Source organism: Thalassovita sp. (assembly GCF_963691685.1).
In the GTDB taxonomy this organism is placed as follows: Bacteria; Pseudomonadota; Alphaproteobacteria; order Rhodobacterales; family Rhodobacteraceae; genus Thalassobius.
Map to the genome: position 1 here is coordinate 714,479 of NZ_OY829290.1, position 15,053 is coordinate 729,531.

The following is a 15,053-nucleotide window of genomic DNA, read 5'->3' on the forward strand; positions in this document are numbered from 1 at the left end:
GGGAAACCCTTATGTTGTGTCGCGCGCGATCGTATCCAGATGCCCGGCCAGACCCTTTGGGTCGGCGAAGAAGGGCGAATGCCCGCAGTCCATAGAGAAGACCCGGGCGCTTGGCCAGTCCTGGGACATGGTGACCTGATAGGCCGGGGGGATGATGCCATCCTGCATGCAGCGGATATAGCTGCGCGGGATCGCCTCATATCGTGCGGTTGTCGCAACCGGCTGGGTCGAAGGCTCGCGTGCCTGAATGGTCAGGTTGGCGCGGGCAAATTTCAGGGTTTCGGGGGGGCAGTCATGGTAGAACAGCCGCTCAAGATCCCCATCCCCAACGGTCCAGCCCAGCCCATCCTCGGTCAGTTGGATCGCGTCCATCAAAGGCTGCTCGGGCGCCTCGCGGCGGCGATCGTTGAGCGAGAAACCCGGTTTCGGCACATAGGCACAGAGGTAGACGAGGTGGCTGACAAACTGAGGGCACTGTTCCGCCGCAAGGGATATTGGATAACCGCCCATGGAGTGGCCGACCAGAATGACCTTTTCACCGGTCGCCTGCAGCTCTTCCACGATCCGCGCACCATAGCTGGCTAGCGTCGCCTCTTGATAGGGCGTCGTGTCTGCGCCGTGGCTGGGCAGGTCGATGGCGTGGGCCGTGTGGCCTTGTGCCTCAAGAGCTGGGATCAGATCGCGCCAGCACCATGCGCCATGGGCGGAGCCATGGATCAACAAAAATCGCGCCATCAGAGATCCAGAAACACAGTTTCCTGCGCCCCTTGCAGATGGATGTCAAAACGGTACTGACCTTCGCCGGTCTTCTTGGCGATCAATGTCTCAACCCGGTTGCGTTGTTCGATCCGCGCCAGCAACGGATCCGCGCTGTTGTCTTCATCTTCGAAATAGATGCGGGTCTGCAGACCAATGTTGATGCCACGGGCGACAATCCACAGCGCAATATGTGGGGCTTGTTGGCCGCCCGCGCGGGTCGGGGTTGCACCGGGTTTGACGGTGGTGAGTGTGAATTCCCCGGTGTCCTTATCAGCGGCAAACCGGCAGAACCCATTTACCTTGGGGTCCGCGCCCTGCTGACCGGCAAAGCGCCCGCTGGCATCGGCCTGCCAGCTTTCAAACATGGCGTCGCGCATGGCCCAGCCTGTGCCGTCATAGATCGAACCGGTGATGGTGATCACCTCACCTTCGGCGCCGGCTTCGATGGCGCGCAGGCCCAGGTCCTCGGGATAGACACCTTCGAGACCGGCGAAGCTGGGGATGCAGCCGATATGCACGTAAGGTCCGGCGGTCTGGCTGGGGGTTTCCACCAATGTGTCGAGTTTCTGGACCATCATAGACCCTCCATCCGGTTTTCAAACATGGTCTGGCGGCGGCCGCGCAACACGATGTCAAACTTGTAAGCAAGGAAGTCCAGCGGGCGGGCCTTGGCCATGTCCAGCGGCGCGACGAGGCGGTCCAGCTGGCTGCGCGATTTCACCGTGGCGGCGATCGGGCAGCGATCGATCAACGGGTCGCCTTCGAAATACATCTGGGTGATCAGGCGCTGACCGAAGCTGTGACCAAAGACCGAGATGTGGATGTGCATCGGGCGCCAGTCATTGCCCCGGTTGGGCCAGGGGTAGGCGCCGGGGCGGATGGTCAGAAACTCATAACATCCGTTTTCATCGGTCAATGTGCGACCGCAGCCGCCGAAGTTCGGATCCAGTGGTGCCAGATAGCCGTCTTTCACATGGCGATACCGTCCACCGGCGTTGGCCTGCCAGATCTCCACAAGGGTATGGGGCACCGGTCGGCCCATTTCATCCAGCACACGGCCGTGCATCAGGATGCGTTCGCCCACGGCTGGTTTGGCCGGATCTTTGGCGTAGTTGAGGATCAGGTTGTTATCCAGCGGTCCCAGCATGGAGTGGCCAAAACGCGGGCCGGTTTCCTCGGACAGGGTGCTTTCCATCGACAGCAGCGGTTGGTTCGGTGACCGCGGCACCGAGGTTTTGTAATCCGGGTCGTAAGGCACCGGATGCGCCGTGCGGTTGCGCGGGATCAGCGGCCCCTGATCGATGTAAGCTTGGTCGCTCATTCTGGCGTGGTCTCCATTTCGGCGTAGGTGGCTTTGGCCAATTTCAAAGCATGATTGGCACGTGGCACGCCTGCGTAGATTGCAACATGCTGGAACACCTCCAGCACGTCCTCCTTGCTGGCCCCGGTGCGGGCGGTGGCCCGGATATGCATCGGGATTTCGTCAAAATTGCCCAAGGCGGCCAGCAGCGCCAAGGTCAGCATGGACCGTTCGCGGTCGCTGATCCCATCGCTGGCCCAGACGTTGCCCCAGGCGCCTTCGGTGATCAGCTGCTGAAACGGTTCGTCCAGCGGGGTTTTGGCCGCTTCGGCGCGGTCCACATGGGCATCCCCCAAAATACGGCGCCGTACGGTCATGCCTTTTTCATAGCGATCATTGCGCTCAGACATGGCCGATCTCCTGCAGGAAATGGGTGAGAGCCTCGGCATAGGTTTCGGGCTGTTCCACGCAGGGGATGTGTCCGGCGCGGCGGATCAGCTTGAACTTGCTGCCCGGCACCAGATCGGTGGTTTCACGCACCAGATCCGCCGGGGTGGAGCCATCATCGGAGCCGGCAATGCCCAGCGTTGGCAGGCGCAATCCGCTGGTCGGGGTATAGAAATCCGTTCCGGCAATCGCATGACAACAGCCAATGTACCCCTCCAGTGGGGTGTCCAGCAGACGTTGGCGCCAAAGACCTGCGGCGTCGCTTTCGCGGAAGGCTTTGGTGAACCAGCGTTCCAGGATGTTATCAACCAGCGCTTCCATACCGCCCGCCTGTAACGCGGTGATCCGATTCTGCCACATCGACGGCTGGCCGATCTTGGCGGCGGTGTTTGACAGAACCATGGCGCGGACCAGATCCAGGCGTTTGACCGCCAGCCCCTGGGTGATCATCCCGCCAATGGACAGGCCGACCAGAACGGCATCCTTGACCTCTAGGTGATCCAGCAGCGCTTCGGTGTCGCGCACAAGCGTACCCATTGCATAGGGCGCAGGGGGGCAATCGCTCTGGCCGTGGCCGCGTTTGTCAAAGCGGATGATGCGCAGGCCCTTGGGCAGCAGCGGCAGGACATCGTCCCAGACCCGCACATCTGTGCCGAGTGAGTTGATAAAGACCAGCGGTGCGCCCTCGGGGTCACCGTCTTCGACGTAGTGCAAGGTGATGTCGTTCAGATGTGCCGTGGCCATCGATCTGTCCTGTCCTAGAAGCAAATTGGCCAACAGACTGATCTGGTCGCGCCAATGCGTCAATCGCGTTGCCGGATAGAAAACAGATTTTGATTGTCATCGTCAATTAAAATCGTGAGTCACGGTCTGCAGACACTCACAAGCGCTGTTCAGTCGCGTATGTTCAGATGCGCCATGATCTGCCCATGATCCGAGGCCAGTTTGTTATAAGGGGCCTCAGCATGGGCGCCGTCTGTGATATGGTCATTAAAGCAGCTGAAGTATTCCATCTCGCCCACCGCGCCACTGCTTTCAGGCAGGAAATGACTGCTGAGGTAGATCTGATCGATGCTTTCGTAGCTGCCGCCAAAGGCCGAGGTGAAGACCATATCGCGCAGGCTTTTGCGGATGAACAATTTTTCTGCGGAATGCAGCCGCAGGGCGTCGATCGCTTCGGTGATCTGATCGTTTTCTTCCCGACTGTAGCGGTCATTTGATGCCTCAGCATCATGGCGCAGCATCCAGGCGTAGTTGCGGAACGGCACCTCGCCGGCAATGATTTCCGAACTGACCGAATGTTCGCCATCGTTGAAATCCGCCAGCGCAATAACCGGGCGGCCTGCGCTCAGTTCTTCCACAATGGCGCGGCGCATCACCCAGGCTTCGGCCATGCGGCGCAATCCGGCCCGCAGATTACCAAGGGCGCGGGCCATTGGGTCATATTGCGTCAGATCGGCAGCAGGGGCGAAGGGCGCACCGGGCGCGCGATCATATTCGCCCAGCTTTGATTTCAGGTGGCAGCAAAACAGCGTCACGATCTGCGATCCCATCGGGATCCGTACCTTCAGAATGGGGCGGGACAGGCGGGTGATGCGGTAATGCCCGGCCTCTTCACCCGTCAGATCGCGAAACGGGATTTCCAGCGGTTCGGGCAGGATCTGGATCACCTCTGGCGTCCCGACAAAGCCCTGTCGTGACAGCACCGCAACGCCGGGTCGACGTTCGCCCGGGGCGCCATCATTGGCGTTTGGGGCGACGGCCAAGGCGGCCTGCCCATAGGGGGTGTAGCCAAGTTTTCGGAAGATCGCCTTCTTCCGGTAGCTTTTGGATCGGTCCGGCAGCACCGCCTCATTCAGGACCTGCCCACGCGCGTCCGCTTCGGCGATGACAGCGCGCAGGGCATCCTCTTCAAAGACTTCCTGAAAGCCGATCACATCGGCATCCATCGACAGGATCTGATCCGCGCACCAATCTTGTTTCCAGGCAAATTCCTCAGGCGTGTAGCTTTGGAATTTGTAGTATTCCTGATCGGCGCCAATCAGGTTTTTCAGGTTGAAACTGGCAACGGTGACGCGGGTCATCTTGTCCTCCGGCGGTGTGGTGTATCAGCTAGCGTAGCTTTGCAGGGCGCGTGTGAACATCTCTGGATCGACATTGCCGCCGGAAATCGTCGCGATGACGGTGTCGCCCTCCAGCTCATCGCCATGAAACAGCGCGGCGGCCAACGCGGCAGCTCCGCCGGGTTCCACCACCAGCTTCAGTCGCAGAAAGGCCAGTGCCATGGCGTGCAGGCATTCGTCTTCGCTCACCGCGATGCCCGGGCCACAGAGACGGTGCATGATCGGGAAGGTAAGATCCCCCGCCGCTGGGGTCAGGATCGCATCACAGATATTGCCGCTCATCGCCGGGTTCGTCTCGATCTGACCTGAGGCCAGCGACCGTTTCACATCGTCAAACCCTTCCGGTTCCGCCGGGCGTACCTTGAGGCCGGGCGCGTCCGCCTCCAGCGCCAGTGCAATGCCGCTGGTCAATCCGCCGCCACCGCAGCAGACCACCACCTCAGCCTCGGAAATTCCCAGATCCGCCGCTTGCTGAGCAATTTCCAACCCGCAGGTGCCCTGACCGGCGATCACCTGAGGTTCATCATAGGGTTTGACCAGCGTCAGCCCACGCTCGGCCTCCAGCCGTGCGCCGATCTCCTCGCGGCTCTCCGTGGCGCGATCGTAAAGCACAACCTCTGCCCCCAGCGCGCGCGTGTTGTCGATCTTCAGCTGCGGGGCATCTGCAGGCATGATGATGACGGCTGGCACCCGATGCTGCTGGGCGGCAAAGGCAACACCCTGCGCGTGGTTACCGCTGGAAAAGGCCAGGACGCCTTTTTTGCGCGTCGCCTCATCCATGGCCGACAGGGCCGACCAGCCACCGCGGAATTTGAAGCTGCCGGTGTGTTGCAGGCATTCTGGTTTCACAAACAGACGGCGGCCTGCGATCTCATCCAGAAAGGGGGAGGACAGCAGGGGCGTTTTGCGGGCGTGGCCCTCAAGGCGCTGGGCGGCGGCGCGGATCATGTCGATGTTCATCAGGATGCCTTTTGCAGATCGTTGAGCCAATCGGCCAGAACGGCCTTGGCTTCAGGTTCATCAAGGAAGGGGATATGCGCGCGGTCCGCCACATGGGCCACACGCAGGCTGGGCATGCGGCGCTGCATTTCATCCACGGTGGCATGGCTGAGCAGGTCGGAATTTGCACCATGGATCACCGCGCAGGGCAGGGGGGCAATCGCCTCAAAGAAAGGCCAGAGGTCAACGCCGCCTTCGGCCCCTGCCGCAATAATCGCGTCCCGCAGCTTTGGATCGTAGTTCAGCGCGACACCCTCGGCGGTTTGCACATGTGTTGTGGCCACCTCCTGCCGCCACCGGCTAAGCGGGACGCCGGGAAACTGCGCCTCCATCGCTACCTGACGGGCCGCGGCCATGGCGTCGAGGTCCGCAAATGTGGGCTCTATGCCCAGATATCCCATGATTGCGGTCAGGCCCTCCGCCTCCAGAACCGGCCCAATATCATTGAGCGCAACGCCCAGCAGCCGGGTCTTGGCGGTGGCGGCCAGCCCCATGCCGATCAACCCACCCCGGGAGGTGCCTAGCAGGGCAAACTGTGCGATGCCGAGGTGATCCATCAATTCCAGCGCATCCTGCGCCTCACGGGGTAGGGTGTAGGACAATGGGTCTGGGGCATAGTCTGACTGGCCCCGACCGCGATAATCCATGCGGATCATCCGGTGGCCTGTAAGGAGCTGCGGCGCCACATGGTCAAAGTCACGCACATTGCGGGTCAGGCCGGACAGGCACAGAATTGGCAGCCCTTCGCCTTCATCTTCGTAATAGAGGGACAGACCGTCGGAGGTGGTAAAGCGGGGCATTGAAAACTCGGGAAATTAAAAAGGGGTCAGGCGCGTGCGAGGTCAGGAATGGTGGTCAGGTCGGTCAGAATGTGCTGCGGTCGGGCCGGCAGCCGGTCCACAGGCTCGGCCGCACGATTGACCCAAGCGGTGGTGAAGCCATATCCGGCTGCCGCCCCCGCATCCCATCCATTGGATGAGACGAACAACACCTCTCCCTTGGCGCAGCCGAAGCGCTGCCCGACGAGGTCATAGACCTGAGGTGCGGGTTTGAAGATGCCGACATCCTGCACCGACAACACATCATCCAGCGCCGCGCCAATGCCCGCGGATTGCACCGCCCCGTCCAGCATGTCCGGGCTGCCGTTTGACAGAATGGCGGTGTTGAACCCGGCCTCTTTCAGCCGTGCCAGCATCTTGGGCACTTCTGGGTAGGCCTGCAGTTCCCAGTAAAGCGCCAGTAGCCTCTCACGCAGTTCAGGATCACCGCCAAGATCCGTGGCCTCTAACGCCCAATCCAGCCCGTCCTGCGTGACCTGCCAGAAATCGGTGTAATCCCCCGTGACAGCCCGCAGCCAGCTGTATTGCAGCTGCTTCAAACGCCAATGTTCTGCCAGTTTGGACCAGGATTGCGCCAATGCCTCGCGCCCCGGTTCGGCAGCGGCGCGGCGGGCGGCAGAGGCCACATCAAAAAGGGTGCCATAGGCATCAAAGATACAGGTTGTGATGGCCATCGGCGCCTCCTCTTTTGCGGCGCAGGGTTGCATGGCCTTGCCGCGAAGGAAAGCACGCAATTGTACCAACATGACCGCGTAGATTGTGCCAAATCAGGCTGAATTTGCATTCATGCGCCTGCACCGCTAGGGTGCCTGCCAGCCGAGGGCGCCCGACCGGAGTGGAAAGCGACGCGCCCTTCATGTAATCACACTCCCAGACAGTATTGGAACAGCTATGACCCAGGTCAAAACGGGTGACACCGTAGGCATTCACTATACCGGCACGCTGAAAGACGGTTCGGTTTTCGACAGCTCCGAAGGGCGCGATCCGCTGACCTTTGAAGTGGGCAGCGGCCAGATCATCCCGGGCCTTGATAAGGCGCTGCCGGGCATGGCGGTTGGGGACAAGAAAACCGTCGAAGTGCCCGCGATGGAGGCCTATGGCCCGATCCAGCCCGGTGCCCGCCAAAGCCTGCCGCGCGCGGATTTCCCCGCCGACATCCCGGCCGAAATTGGCCTGCAGCTGCAGATGCAGACCCCGGATGGCCAGGTTCTGCCAGTGACCATTGTTGATCTGACCGATGATGAGATCACCCTGGACGCCAACCACCCGCTGGCCGGCAAGGATCTGACCTTCGCGATTGAGCTGGTCTCGATCAGCTAAGCGATTTTCTGAAGACAGAAGGGCGGGCTCACCGGCCCCGCCTTTTGCGTTTGGGCCATCAGCCGTTGTTAATCCAAGCCTCGGCGTGGTCCATGATCTGTTTGCCGCTGTCGGTCATGTCGCCATGTTCATGGACGGTGCTGATCCCTTTAGCAAAATTTTCGCGGTCCTTTTCCGCCGCCAGCTGGGCCTCCGCGCGTTCTGCTTGCGTCAGCACGCCGCTTTGGGCGAGGGTTTCCATCGCCAGTGCCATGCGCGCTGAAACGAGGGTTGCGTGATAGATGCCTTCCATCGGGCGGGGATCGATGCGGAGGGGGGATGTGTAAAGGTCGCTTTCGGGGTTTTTCACAAGAGGCTCGTCCCGCATCAGGCCAAACAGCAGGCTATGCCCAGCCTCATGTGCCAGCACCTCGGCGACGGCTAGCCGGTTTTTGTGGTGTTTGGGGTTCAGAAACAAAAGTCCCCAGAACTGAAAATGCGACGCGCCATCAAATTCGAATTTTGATCCCTTGGGGGCCTGTGCCAGCACAACTTGATGCACGATGGCCCGGGTTTCGAGGTAAAGTGCCTCGAAGCCCTCACGCAGCAGGGCGAAGCCTTCGTTCAGCAACTGCGGAAAATCTGGTGCATCCTCATGCGGGAGGGGGGCAAATTCCGAACCTTCACCCAGGCGGTGGTTCAGCGATTGGTCCAAGGCGAGATTGTCGGTCGCGCCGCGATAGCGGACGATCAACTCGTCGCTGCGGGATGCTGCGTTCGAAAGACGTTGGGCCGTTTGAAGAGCGACTTCGCGATCGCCATCAATCAAAGCTTCGGTCAGGGTGTAATAGTCACCGAAAGTCTCCGCGGCCAGATGATCGCCAGCGTCTAAGCGGGCCAAAAGCGGTGACAGTGCATTGGATACGGCGGGCAAGGCGGCCTGACAGCGGTCCGCGATATGCCTGAGGCTTTGGGCCAAATCAGAGTGGCGGACGCGATCGAGATCTCGCGCCCGCTGGGCATCTGGCGCAAATGTGTAAGAAAACATTCGGTCGTCTTTTGCGTCTTAGGAGACCGGACTCAGGATGCAGTCGCCAGTTTTATGCCTGGTTTCAGACCGATTTTGCTGCCCATTTTGGCACCCAGTGGACCCAGATCGGCGCTGGAAAACTGCTTGTGACCTTCGAATTCTGCCTGTTTTGCCACCACACGGTAGCCTAGCATATTGCCCAGATCGAGGTCGATTTTGGAGGTGGTGTCTTGCATTGTGTCGGGCCCCGTTATTGATTTAAAAGCGACTTTTCAAAGGGATCGTAGGTCAGCTCGGTATGCTATTCAACCCATCACGTGCTCAGCTATTTTTTGTGTGCGCGCATGACCATCGCTACACGGTTAAGCTGCCCGCGCAGCATTTGCAGCGCCAGAACGTCAGGTTCAAAACCATTCCGTATGAAGCGTTGTTTCGCGCGTCACGTTTGACCACAGCCAGCTACATTTTTTCAGACTTTGACCGGCTTTCCTCCACAGAACTGACAGCCGCCGCCGCAGTGTACCGCAAACTTGCCGCCGCAGGCGCCAAGGTGATCAATGACCCGGCCTTGGCGCTTAACCGTGATGACACCATTAGGCGGCTACATCAGTCGGGGTTGAGCGACTTTACTTGCTTCGGTCCGCGGTCTGGCGAAAAGCCCGAGAGGTTCCCTGTGTTCCTGCGCACGATCACCGGCCACCGGGGGGTGTTAAGCGATCTGCTGCACTCCGAGGAAGAGTGCGAGATCGCATTGAAACGCGCCATTTCTCAAGGGTATCCGCTGCATGATCTGGTGTTCATTGAATATGCGGCACAGCCTCATCCTGAAACCGGGTTTTTTCAGAAGCATTCGGCGTATTTTGTTGAGGACACCGTGGTGCCTTCAAACATCGTCAATGAACGCAACTGGGTGGCCAAGTTCGGTGAGGCAAATTTAGCGACGCCAGAGCAATATGCGCAGGAACGGCGCCAAATGGATGACTACCCCCATGAGGCATGGGTGAGGGAGGTTTTTGCCTGCCTTGATGTTGGCTACGGACGCCTTGATTTCGGACTGGTTGACGGCAGGCCGCAAGCCTACGAGGTGAACACCAACCCAACGCTGGGACGCAGCGTGGATCATCCGAACCCTGACCGCGCGGTTGCGCTGCAGATCAGCCGTGACCGCATTTTGGAAGCGCTTGGCACTGTGGCCACCCGGCCGTCAGGCCGGCCGGTGTATGTTGGTGATGTGTTGACGCGGAAGGGGCCGCTGCGCCGTTTAAAGCGCCTGTGACGGCCGGAATGTTATGGATCAGGCCTTCCGGCGCAGTTTGATGACCACATCCACGGCGCTGATTTCGGCGCCTTCGGGTGGTTCGGGCAGTTGAATGATCTTCAGCTGCTCCGCCGGGGCATCGGTCAGCGCGCCGTCATCTTCCCAGAAGAAGTGGGGATGATCATGGGTGTTGGTGTCAAAATAGCTTTTTGAGCCATCTACCGTAACTTCCTGCATCAGACCCGCCTCACAGAAGGCGCGCAGGGTGTTGTAGACGGTTGCCAGCGAGACGCTTTCGCCATTGTCGCGCACGGACGCAAACAGGCTTTCAGCGGTGACATGGCGATCCTGCCCGTCCCCGACCAGCAAAGTGGCGAGGGCGAGACGCTGCCTTGTAGGGCGGAGACCGGCGCCTGCCAGCCATTTGGAGCCCCTCTGGGTTGCCTCAGGCGATACTGTCATCGACTCGTGTCCTAGTTCCAATATCCCTTTTTATAACGGTTCTAGGTCCGGATGTTCAAATGAAAACCATTTGCAACTGCGTTCCGCCATTTCCTGTGACCAGAATCCCGCTGCATTCCCTAGGGTGAGCTTTGCCTGATTTGTGGCACGCGCCGTGCCGCGCCGTTGCGGTGCGCCCAGACCCGCAAGGCTTGCGCCAGCGGCTTTTACGGTGCTAGAGGGGGCGGGAATGTAACAGAATTATCCCGGAGGGGGCGCCACGCATGGCACAATATCCGAGCAGCTTTGACAAAGACGATCTTCTGAAATGCGCCCGAGGCGAGCTGTTTGGCCCCGGCAACGCCCAGCTGCCGGCCCCGCCGATGCTGATGATGGACCGTATCACCGAAATCTCGGAAGATGGCGGCGCCCACGGCAAAGGCCACGTGCTGGCCGAATTCGACATCACCCCTGACCTGTGGTTCTTCGATTGCCACTTCCCGGGCAACCCGATCATGCCCGGCTGTCTGGGGCTGGACGGTCTGTGGCAGCTGACCGGCTTCAACCTTGGCTGGCGCGGCTGGCTGGGCCGTGGCTACGCGCTGGGCGTCGGTGAGGTGAAGCTGACCGGCATGGTGCGCCCTGACCGTAAGATGCTGACCTACAAGATTGATTTCACCAAGGCGATCCAAACCCGCCGCCTGACCATGGGCGTTGCCGACGGTATCGTCGAAGCGGATGGTGAGGTGATTTATCAGGTGAAAGACATGAAAGTGGCCCTCAGCGAAAGCTGATCGCAGAGGTTTCGTGATGCTTTACAGGCCGGCCCGCTGGGCCGGTCTGATCGTTTTAGGACCCCGCTGCAGGAGCGCCCCATGACCCCGGAAGAAATCACCGCCTGCGTCAACGCCGCCTTTCCGCTGCCGTCGATCTTGTTTGTCATCGGGGCGCTGACCCTGGCCGCCTATCTGAAACGTAAATACCAGCTGACGCTTGCCCAAACCTTCAAGGCGATGGTTGGGGTTGAAAAGGTACGCCACACCAAAGCCTCGGCCATTATCATGATGCTGACCTTGCTAGTGCCGCTTGGTCTTTGGCTGCTGCTGGGCCAGCGCTGCGGTTAGGCACCGTGTCACTATTGGCGCCATTAGCGCAGCCATTCCATGTTTTGTAACAGAGGTTTACAGCGGCATTCCGCTTGCCTTACCCTCTTAAACTAACGCCGAACGGATCGCGTCTGGCTGAGAAACGGCGGGGATGCGTGGCAGGTGCGAAAAATCTCTAGATGGGGACAGGTAGCGCGGCAGGTCGATTTGATCCGCTACATGTGGCGCACCAACGCGCCGCTCTGGGTGATCACGTTCTACCTGCGGCACAAGCTGTCAAACCAACTCTCCGGTGACAATCGGGTTTGGGCCAAAAAACGGGCCGCGTTTCGGGCGCAGGCCAAGTCTTTGGAGATCGATCAGGACTGGTTTTCGCGCAAACTGCCGATCTGGCTGCGGGCCTTCAAGGCGGTGGATCTGGACACTGAGGCACCGTTGAGCTGTCTGGAAATCGGCAGCTGGCAGGGGCTCTCAGCCCATTTCATGCTCACCACCCTGCCAAATGCGACGCTCACCTGCGTCGATACATGGGAAGGGGCGGATGAACATTTGGATAGACTTCGCGTCGACCAGCCCGCAATGCACCGGATTGAACAGAGCTTTGATCGCAACCTTGCCTCCTTCGCGGATCGGCTGACCAAGTTTCGCGGCACATCGCAGGCGTTTTTCAGTGGGGGAAATGCAGGACCCAAGTATGACCTGATCTATGTCGACGGCTCGCACCACGCGGAGGATGTGCTTTTGGATGCTATGGAGGCGTTTGATGTGCTCAAAAACGGCGGCTTGCTGATCTTTGATGATTATTTCTGGCGTTACTATCCCGACGCTTCTGACAACCCGGCAAGCGCGATCCATACCTTCCTGCGGCAGGAACAGCACCAGTTGGAGTTGATTTGCGTCGATCGGCAGGTCGTTGTGCGAAAACTTGAAAGTCTTGCGTGATCCGCGAGGGCAACGGAAACACCTGCCCCCTAAGCCACAGGTAAATGGGTTTCCCCAACCCACCTTGCACCTTCCCACCGCAATGCCCTACTAAGGCATAAGCTATGAAGGGAGTGCACGTATGCGTCGTGTCGTCGTAACCGGCTTGGGCGTTGTTTCGTCCATCGGCAACAATGCAGAAGAGGTTCTGGCCTCGCTGAAGGCTGGCAAGTCCGGCATCACCGCCAATGAGGCCATGAAGGAACATGGGTTCCGCAGCCAGATTGCAGGCGACATCAAGTTGAATGTCGCCGATCATGTCGACAAACGGACCCTGCGCTTCATGGGGCCCGGCGCGGCCTACGCCCATATTGCGATGCAACAGGCGATTGCTGATTCCGGTCTGGAAGAAAAAGAGATCATCAACCCGCGCACCGGTCTGGTGGCAGGGTCTGGTGGCCCGTCAACCTCGGCCATGTTGGCAGCGCATCAGACCGTGCTGAAGACCGGCGCAACCAAACGGATCGGCCCGTTTGCGGTGCCCAAAACCATGTGCTCGACCGTGTCGGCAAACCTAGCGACGGCCTTCCAGATCAAAGGCATCAACTACTCGATCACCTCGGCCTGTTCGACCTCACTGCACTGCATCGGCAACGCAGCCGAACAGATCATGATGGGCAAGCAGGATGTGATGTTTGCTGGCGGCGGTGAAGAGCTGGACTGGACCCTGAGCTGCCTGTTTGACGCGATGGGTGCGATGTCGTCGAAATACAACGACACGCCCGAGAAAGCCTCGCGCGCCTTTGACGCAAACCGCGACGGGTTTGTGATCGGCGGCGGTGGCGGCATTGTGGTGCTGGAAGAGCTGGAACACGCCAAAGCGCGCGGTGCGAAGATCTACGCAGAAGTCACCGGCTACGGCGCCACCTCGGACGGTGCCGATATGGTGGCCCCCTCGGGCGAAGGCGGTGAGCGCGCGATGCGTGAGGCTCTGTCGACCTTGGCCGACGACCGCAAGGTCAGCTACATCAACGCACATGGCACCTCGACCCCGGTGGGCGATGTTGGTGAAGTGGAGGCGGTGCGCCGCGTCTTTGGCGAAGGCCAGACTCCGGTGATCTCTTCGACCAAATCGATGACTGGCCACAGCCAGGGCGCCACCGGTGCGCAGGAAGCCATCTACTGCCTGCTGGCGCTGGAACATGATTTCATCATCCCGTCGATCAACGTCGAAACGCTGGATCCGGCGCTGAACCCGGCCGAGATTGCCACCGCGCTGGTCGAAAACGCGGGCCTAGATACGGTGATGACCAACTCATTCGGGTTTGGTGGCACCAATGGGTCGATGCTGATGTCGAAATACCGCGACTAAGCTTTGAAAACAGAGTTTTCAGATTGGGCGCCCTTCGGGGCGCTCTTTCTTTTTTCGGGCCTGCGGCCCGGTTCTTAAGTATTTTCAGAACATTGAAAGCGCCTTTCAACGATCCCTAAATACTCCCGCCGGAGGCGGCGCTGGCTTTCATCTGGATGCCACGCGCAGGGGGTCAGAACCATTGCCCCGGTTCCATCAGCCCAAGGTCCAGCAGCTGACGTGAATGCCATTCGAAGGGGGCCGAGTTGTGCCAGCGGAAACTGTCGATATCGAACTTGGAGCCCGGGTTGCGTTTCAGCGCCTTGGCGGTGCGGAACGAACAGATGGCCGCGGTCAGATTGTGGTGCCAGGGGCAGGCGTAGGTGTTGTATTCTTCGTCGTTGAAGGTGTGATCTTCACCAAGGCGCAGCTCTGGTTTGGCGCGGAAGAGGGAGATCCGGTCGATCTTGCGCCGTTTGGCGGGGATGTGTTCCTCATAACGCCAGCGCAACCCGCCAAAGAAGTCCAGCTGGCGTTCTTTGGGGTGGTTGTGATTGGCCGGATCGGGCCGTGCCAGCGCGTAATAGCCTGATTTGTCCAGATGCGCCGTGTCGAGGGAGACAGCATTGGGATGGCGTTGCAGGTTTTCAGCGTAGAGGTCGACCACATAGGTCAGCATGGAAAACCGCCGCTCTTCGGTGTGGAAGGCCAGCATTTCGCCAACGGTGCGGGTCTCACAGAACGGGTAGAACAGGTATTCCGCGTTGTAGCAGTAAAAGATCCACTGACCGATCGCGGCGTCGTTGATCTGATTGACGGCCTGCGGCACCGCGCCCTGCTGCAGGGTGTCAAAACTGATCCGGTGGACGGTGGGTTCAACATCTTCGGCCAGAGCATATTCATCGGGCATGAAGACCAAAACGGTTGCAAAGCCCGTGTTCAGATGGTGGCGCAGGGTGGTGTCAATCTCGGCCTCATCTTCGGCAAAGACCAGCGCGATCGGCCCTTTGGCCAATGCGCCTTGGCTGGTTTTGAGAAACTCTGCCAAACTATTGTAGTGCATTGCTTGTGTCCTGCCTGCTTTGCGCCCAAACTCGGCCATATCGGGCTGCATTGCAAGTCACCCCCTTTGTGGTATAGGACGCCGCCTTGAAACCAAGCCGCGCTGCATCAAGATAGA

19 protein-coding genes are annotated in these 15,053 nt (G+C 59.8%); 6 read left to right on the top strand and 13 right to left on the bottom strand.

The features are described from left to right. Window positions 1-9: 9 nt before the first annotated feature. The 9 genes from ACORLH_RS03490 to ACORLH_RS03530 form a co-directional block, all read right to left on the bottom strand. The gene (locus tag ACORLH_RS03490; RefSeq protein WP_321831217.1) at window positions 10-735 is read right to left on the bottom strand and encodes an alpha/beta fold hydrolase; all 726 of its coding nucleotides are present in this window, start codon (window positions 733-735) and stop codon (window positions 10-12) included. Further along, the gene (gene pcaG / locus ACORLH_RS03495) at window positions 735-1,334 is read right to left on the bottom strand and encodes a protocatechuate 3,4-dioxygenase subunit alpha (protein ID WP_321832765.1); all 600 of its coding nucleotides are present in this window, start codon (window positions 1,332-1,334) and stop codon (window positions 735-737) included. The genes ACORLH_RS03490 and pcaG overlap by 1 nt, the downstream gene beginning before the upstream one ends. Further along, entirely contained in the window at window positions 1,334-2,080 is a 747-nt protein-coding gene (pcaH, locus tag ACORLH_RS03500; protein WP_321831218.1) for a protocatechuate 3,4-dioxygenase subunit beta, read from the bottom strand. Before pcaH ends, pcaG begins: the two co-directional genes overlap by 1 nt. Continuing rightward, window positions 2,077-2,469 carry a 4-carboxymuconolactone decarboxylase gene (gene pcaC / locus ACORLH_RS03505; RefSeq protein ID WP_321831219.1) on the bottom strand — a complete coding sequence of 131 codons (393 nt, stop codon included), beginning with the start codon at window positions 2,467-2,469 and terminating at the stop codon, window positions 2,077-2,079. Before pcaC ends, pcaH begins: the two co-directional genes overlap by 4 nt. Continuing rightward, window positions 2,462-3,250, bottom strand: a complete 789-nt coding sequence (gene pcaD / locus ACORLH_RS03510; RefSeq protein WP_321831220.1) for a 3-oxoadipate enol-lactonase — start codon at window positions 3,248-3,250, stop codon at window positions 2,462-2,464. Before pcaD ends, pcaC begins: the two co-directional genes overlap by 8 nt. A 149-nt stretch (window positions 3,251-3,399) precedes the next feature. Then, window positions 3,400-4,590, bottom strand: coding sequence for an endonuclease/exonuclease/phosphatase family protein (locus ACORLH_RS03515; RefSeq protein WP_321831221.1), 1,191 nt, complete (start codon window positions 4,588-4,590; stop codon window positions 3,400-3,402). 24 nt (window positions 4,591-4,614) lie between these two features. Then, on the bottom strand, window positions 4,615-5,589 hold the full coding sequence (locus tag ACORLH_RS03520; RefSeq protein WP_321831222.1) for a threonine/serine dehydratase: 975 nt from the start codon (window positions 5,587-5,589) through the stop codon (window positions 4,615-4,617). After that, window positions 5,589-6,428, bottom strand: coding sequence for an alpha/beta hydrolase (locus ACORLH_RS03525; protein ID WP_321831224.1), 840 nt, complete (start codon window positions 6,426-6,428; stop codon window positions 5,589-5,591). The genes ACORLH_RS03520 and ACORLH_RS03525 overlap by 1 nt, the downstream gene beginning before the upstream one ends. 26 nt (window positions 6,429-6,454) lie before the next feature. Next, window positions 6,455-7,141: a haloacid dehalogenase type II gene (locus tag ACORLH_RS03530; RefSeq protein ID WP_321831225.1), complete on the bottom strand. Its 687-nt coding sequence runs from the start codon at window positions 7,139-7,141 to the stop codon at window positions 6,455-6,457. A 217-nt stretch (window positions 7,142-7,358) separates the two neighbouring features. Here ACORLH_RS03530 and ACORLH_RS03535 point away from each other — a divergent pair, with 217 nt between their 5' ends. After that, window positions 7,359-7,787, top strand: coding sequence for a peptidylprolyl isomerase (locus tag ACORLH_RS03535; protein WP_321831226.1), 429 nt, complete (start codon window positions 7,359-7,361; stop codon window positions 7,785-7,787). 58 nt (window positions 7,788-7,845) lie between these two features. On the opposite strand, the gene ACORLH_RS03540 is transcribed toward ACORLH_RS03535, so the two are convergent. Continuing rightward, the gene (locus ACORLH_RS03540) at window positions 7,846-8,814 is read right to left on the bottom strand and encodes an aKG-HExxH-type peptide beta-hydroxylase (RefSeq protein WP_321831227.1); all 969 of its coding nucleotides are present in this window, start codon (window positions 8,812-8,814) and stop codon (window positions 7,846-7,848) included. Window positions 8,815-8,846: 32 nt separating this feature from the next. Next, complete coding sequence (locus ACORLH_RS03545; protein ID WP_321831229.1) at window positions 8,847-9,032, bottom strand: hypothetical protein; 186 nt, start codon at window positions 9,030-9,032, stop codon at window positions 8,847-8,849. A gap of 62 nt (window positions 9,033-9,094) precedes the next feature. On the opposite strand from ACORLH_RS03545, the gene ACORLH_RS03550 reads away from it, so the two are divergent. Continuing rightward, a complete protein-coding gene (locus tag ACORLH_RS03550) occupies window positions 9,095-10,072 on the top strand; it encodes a hypothetical protein (RefSeq protein WP_321831230.1) in 978 nt (325 codons plus the stop codon). 18 nt (window positions 10,073-10,090) lie between these two features. On the opposite strand, the gene irrA is transcribed toward ACORLH_RS03550, so the two are convergent. After that, window positions 10,091-10,516, bottom strand: coding sequence for an iron response transcriptional regulator IrrA (gene irrA / locus ACORLH_RS03555; protein WP_321831232.1), 426 nt, complete (start codon window positions 10,514-10,516; stop codon window positions 10,091-10,093). Between the two features lie 263 nt (window positions 10,517-10,779). Here irrA and fabA point away from each other — a divergent pair, with 263 nt between their 5' ends. From fabA to fabB, 4 genes are all read left to right on the top strand, one after another. Continuing rightward, window positions 10,780-11,289 (top strand): bifunctional 3-hydroxydecanoyl-ACP dehydratase/trans-2-decenoyl-ACP isomerase, encoded by a 510-nt coding sequence (gene fabA, locus ACORLH_RS03560; protein WP_321831233.1) that lies wholly within the window; start codon window positions 10,780-10,782, stop codon window positions 11,287-11,289. A gap of 81 nt (window positions 11,290-11,370) precedes the next feature. Beyond that, window positions 11,371-11,619: a hypothetical protein gene (locus tag ACORLH_RS03565; RefSeq protein ID WP_321831234.1), complete on the top strand. Its 249-nt coding sequence runs from the start codon at window positions 11,371-11,373 to the stop codon at window positions 11,617-11,619. A gap of 189 nt (window positions 11,620-11,808) precedes the next feature. Next, window positions 11,809-12,543 (top strand): class I SAM-dependent methyltransferase, encoded by a 735-nt coding sequence (locus ACORLH_RS03570; protein WP_321831235.1) that lies wholly within the window; start codon window positions 11,809-11,811, stop codon window positions 12,541-12,543. 121 nt (window positions 12,544-12,664) lie between these two features. Next, window positions 12,665-13,894 carry a beta-ketoacyl-ACP synthase I gene (gene fabB, locus ACORLH_RS03575; RefSeq protein ID WP_321831237.1) on the top strand — a complete coding sequence of 410 codons (1,230 nt, stop codon included), beginning with the start codon at window positions 12,665-12,667 and terminating at the stop codon, window positions 13,892-13,894. A gap of 172 nt (window positions 13,895-14,066) precedes the next feature. Here fabB and ACORLH_RS03580 read toward each other — a convergent pair whose 3' ends face one another. Then, on the bottom strand, window positions 14,067-14,936 hold the full coding sequence (locus ACORLH_RS03580; RefSeq protein ID WP_321831238.1) for a hypothetical protein: 870 nt from the start codon (window positions 14,934-14,936) through the stop codon (window positions 14,067-14,069). Window positions 14,937-15,053: the final 117 nt, after the last annotated feature.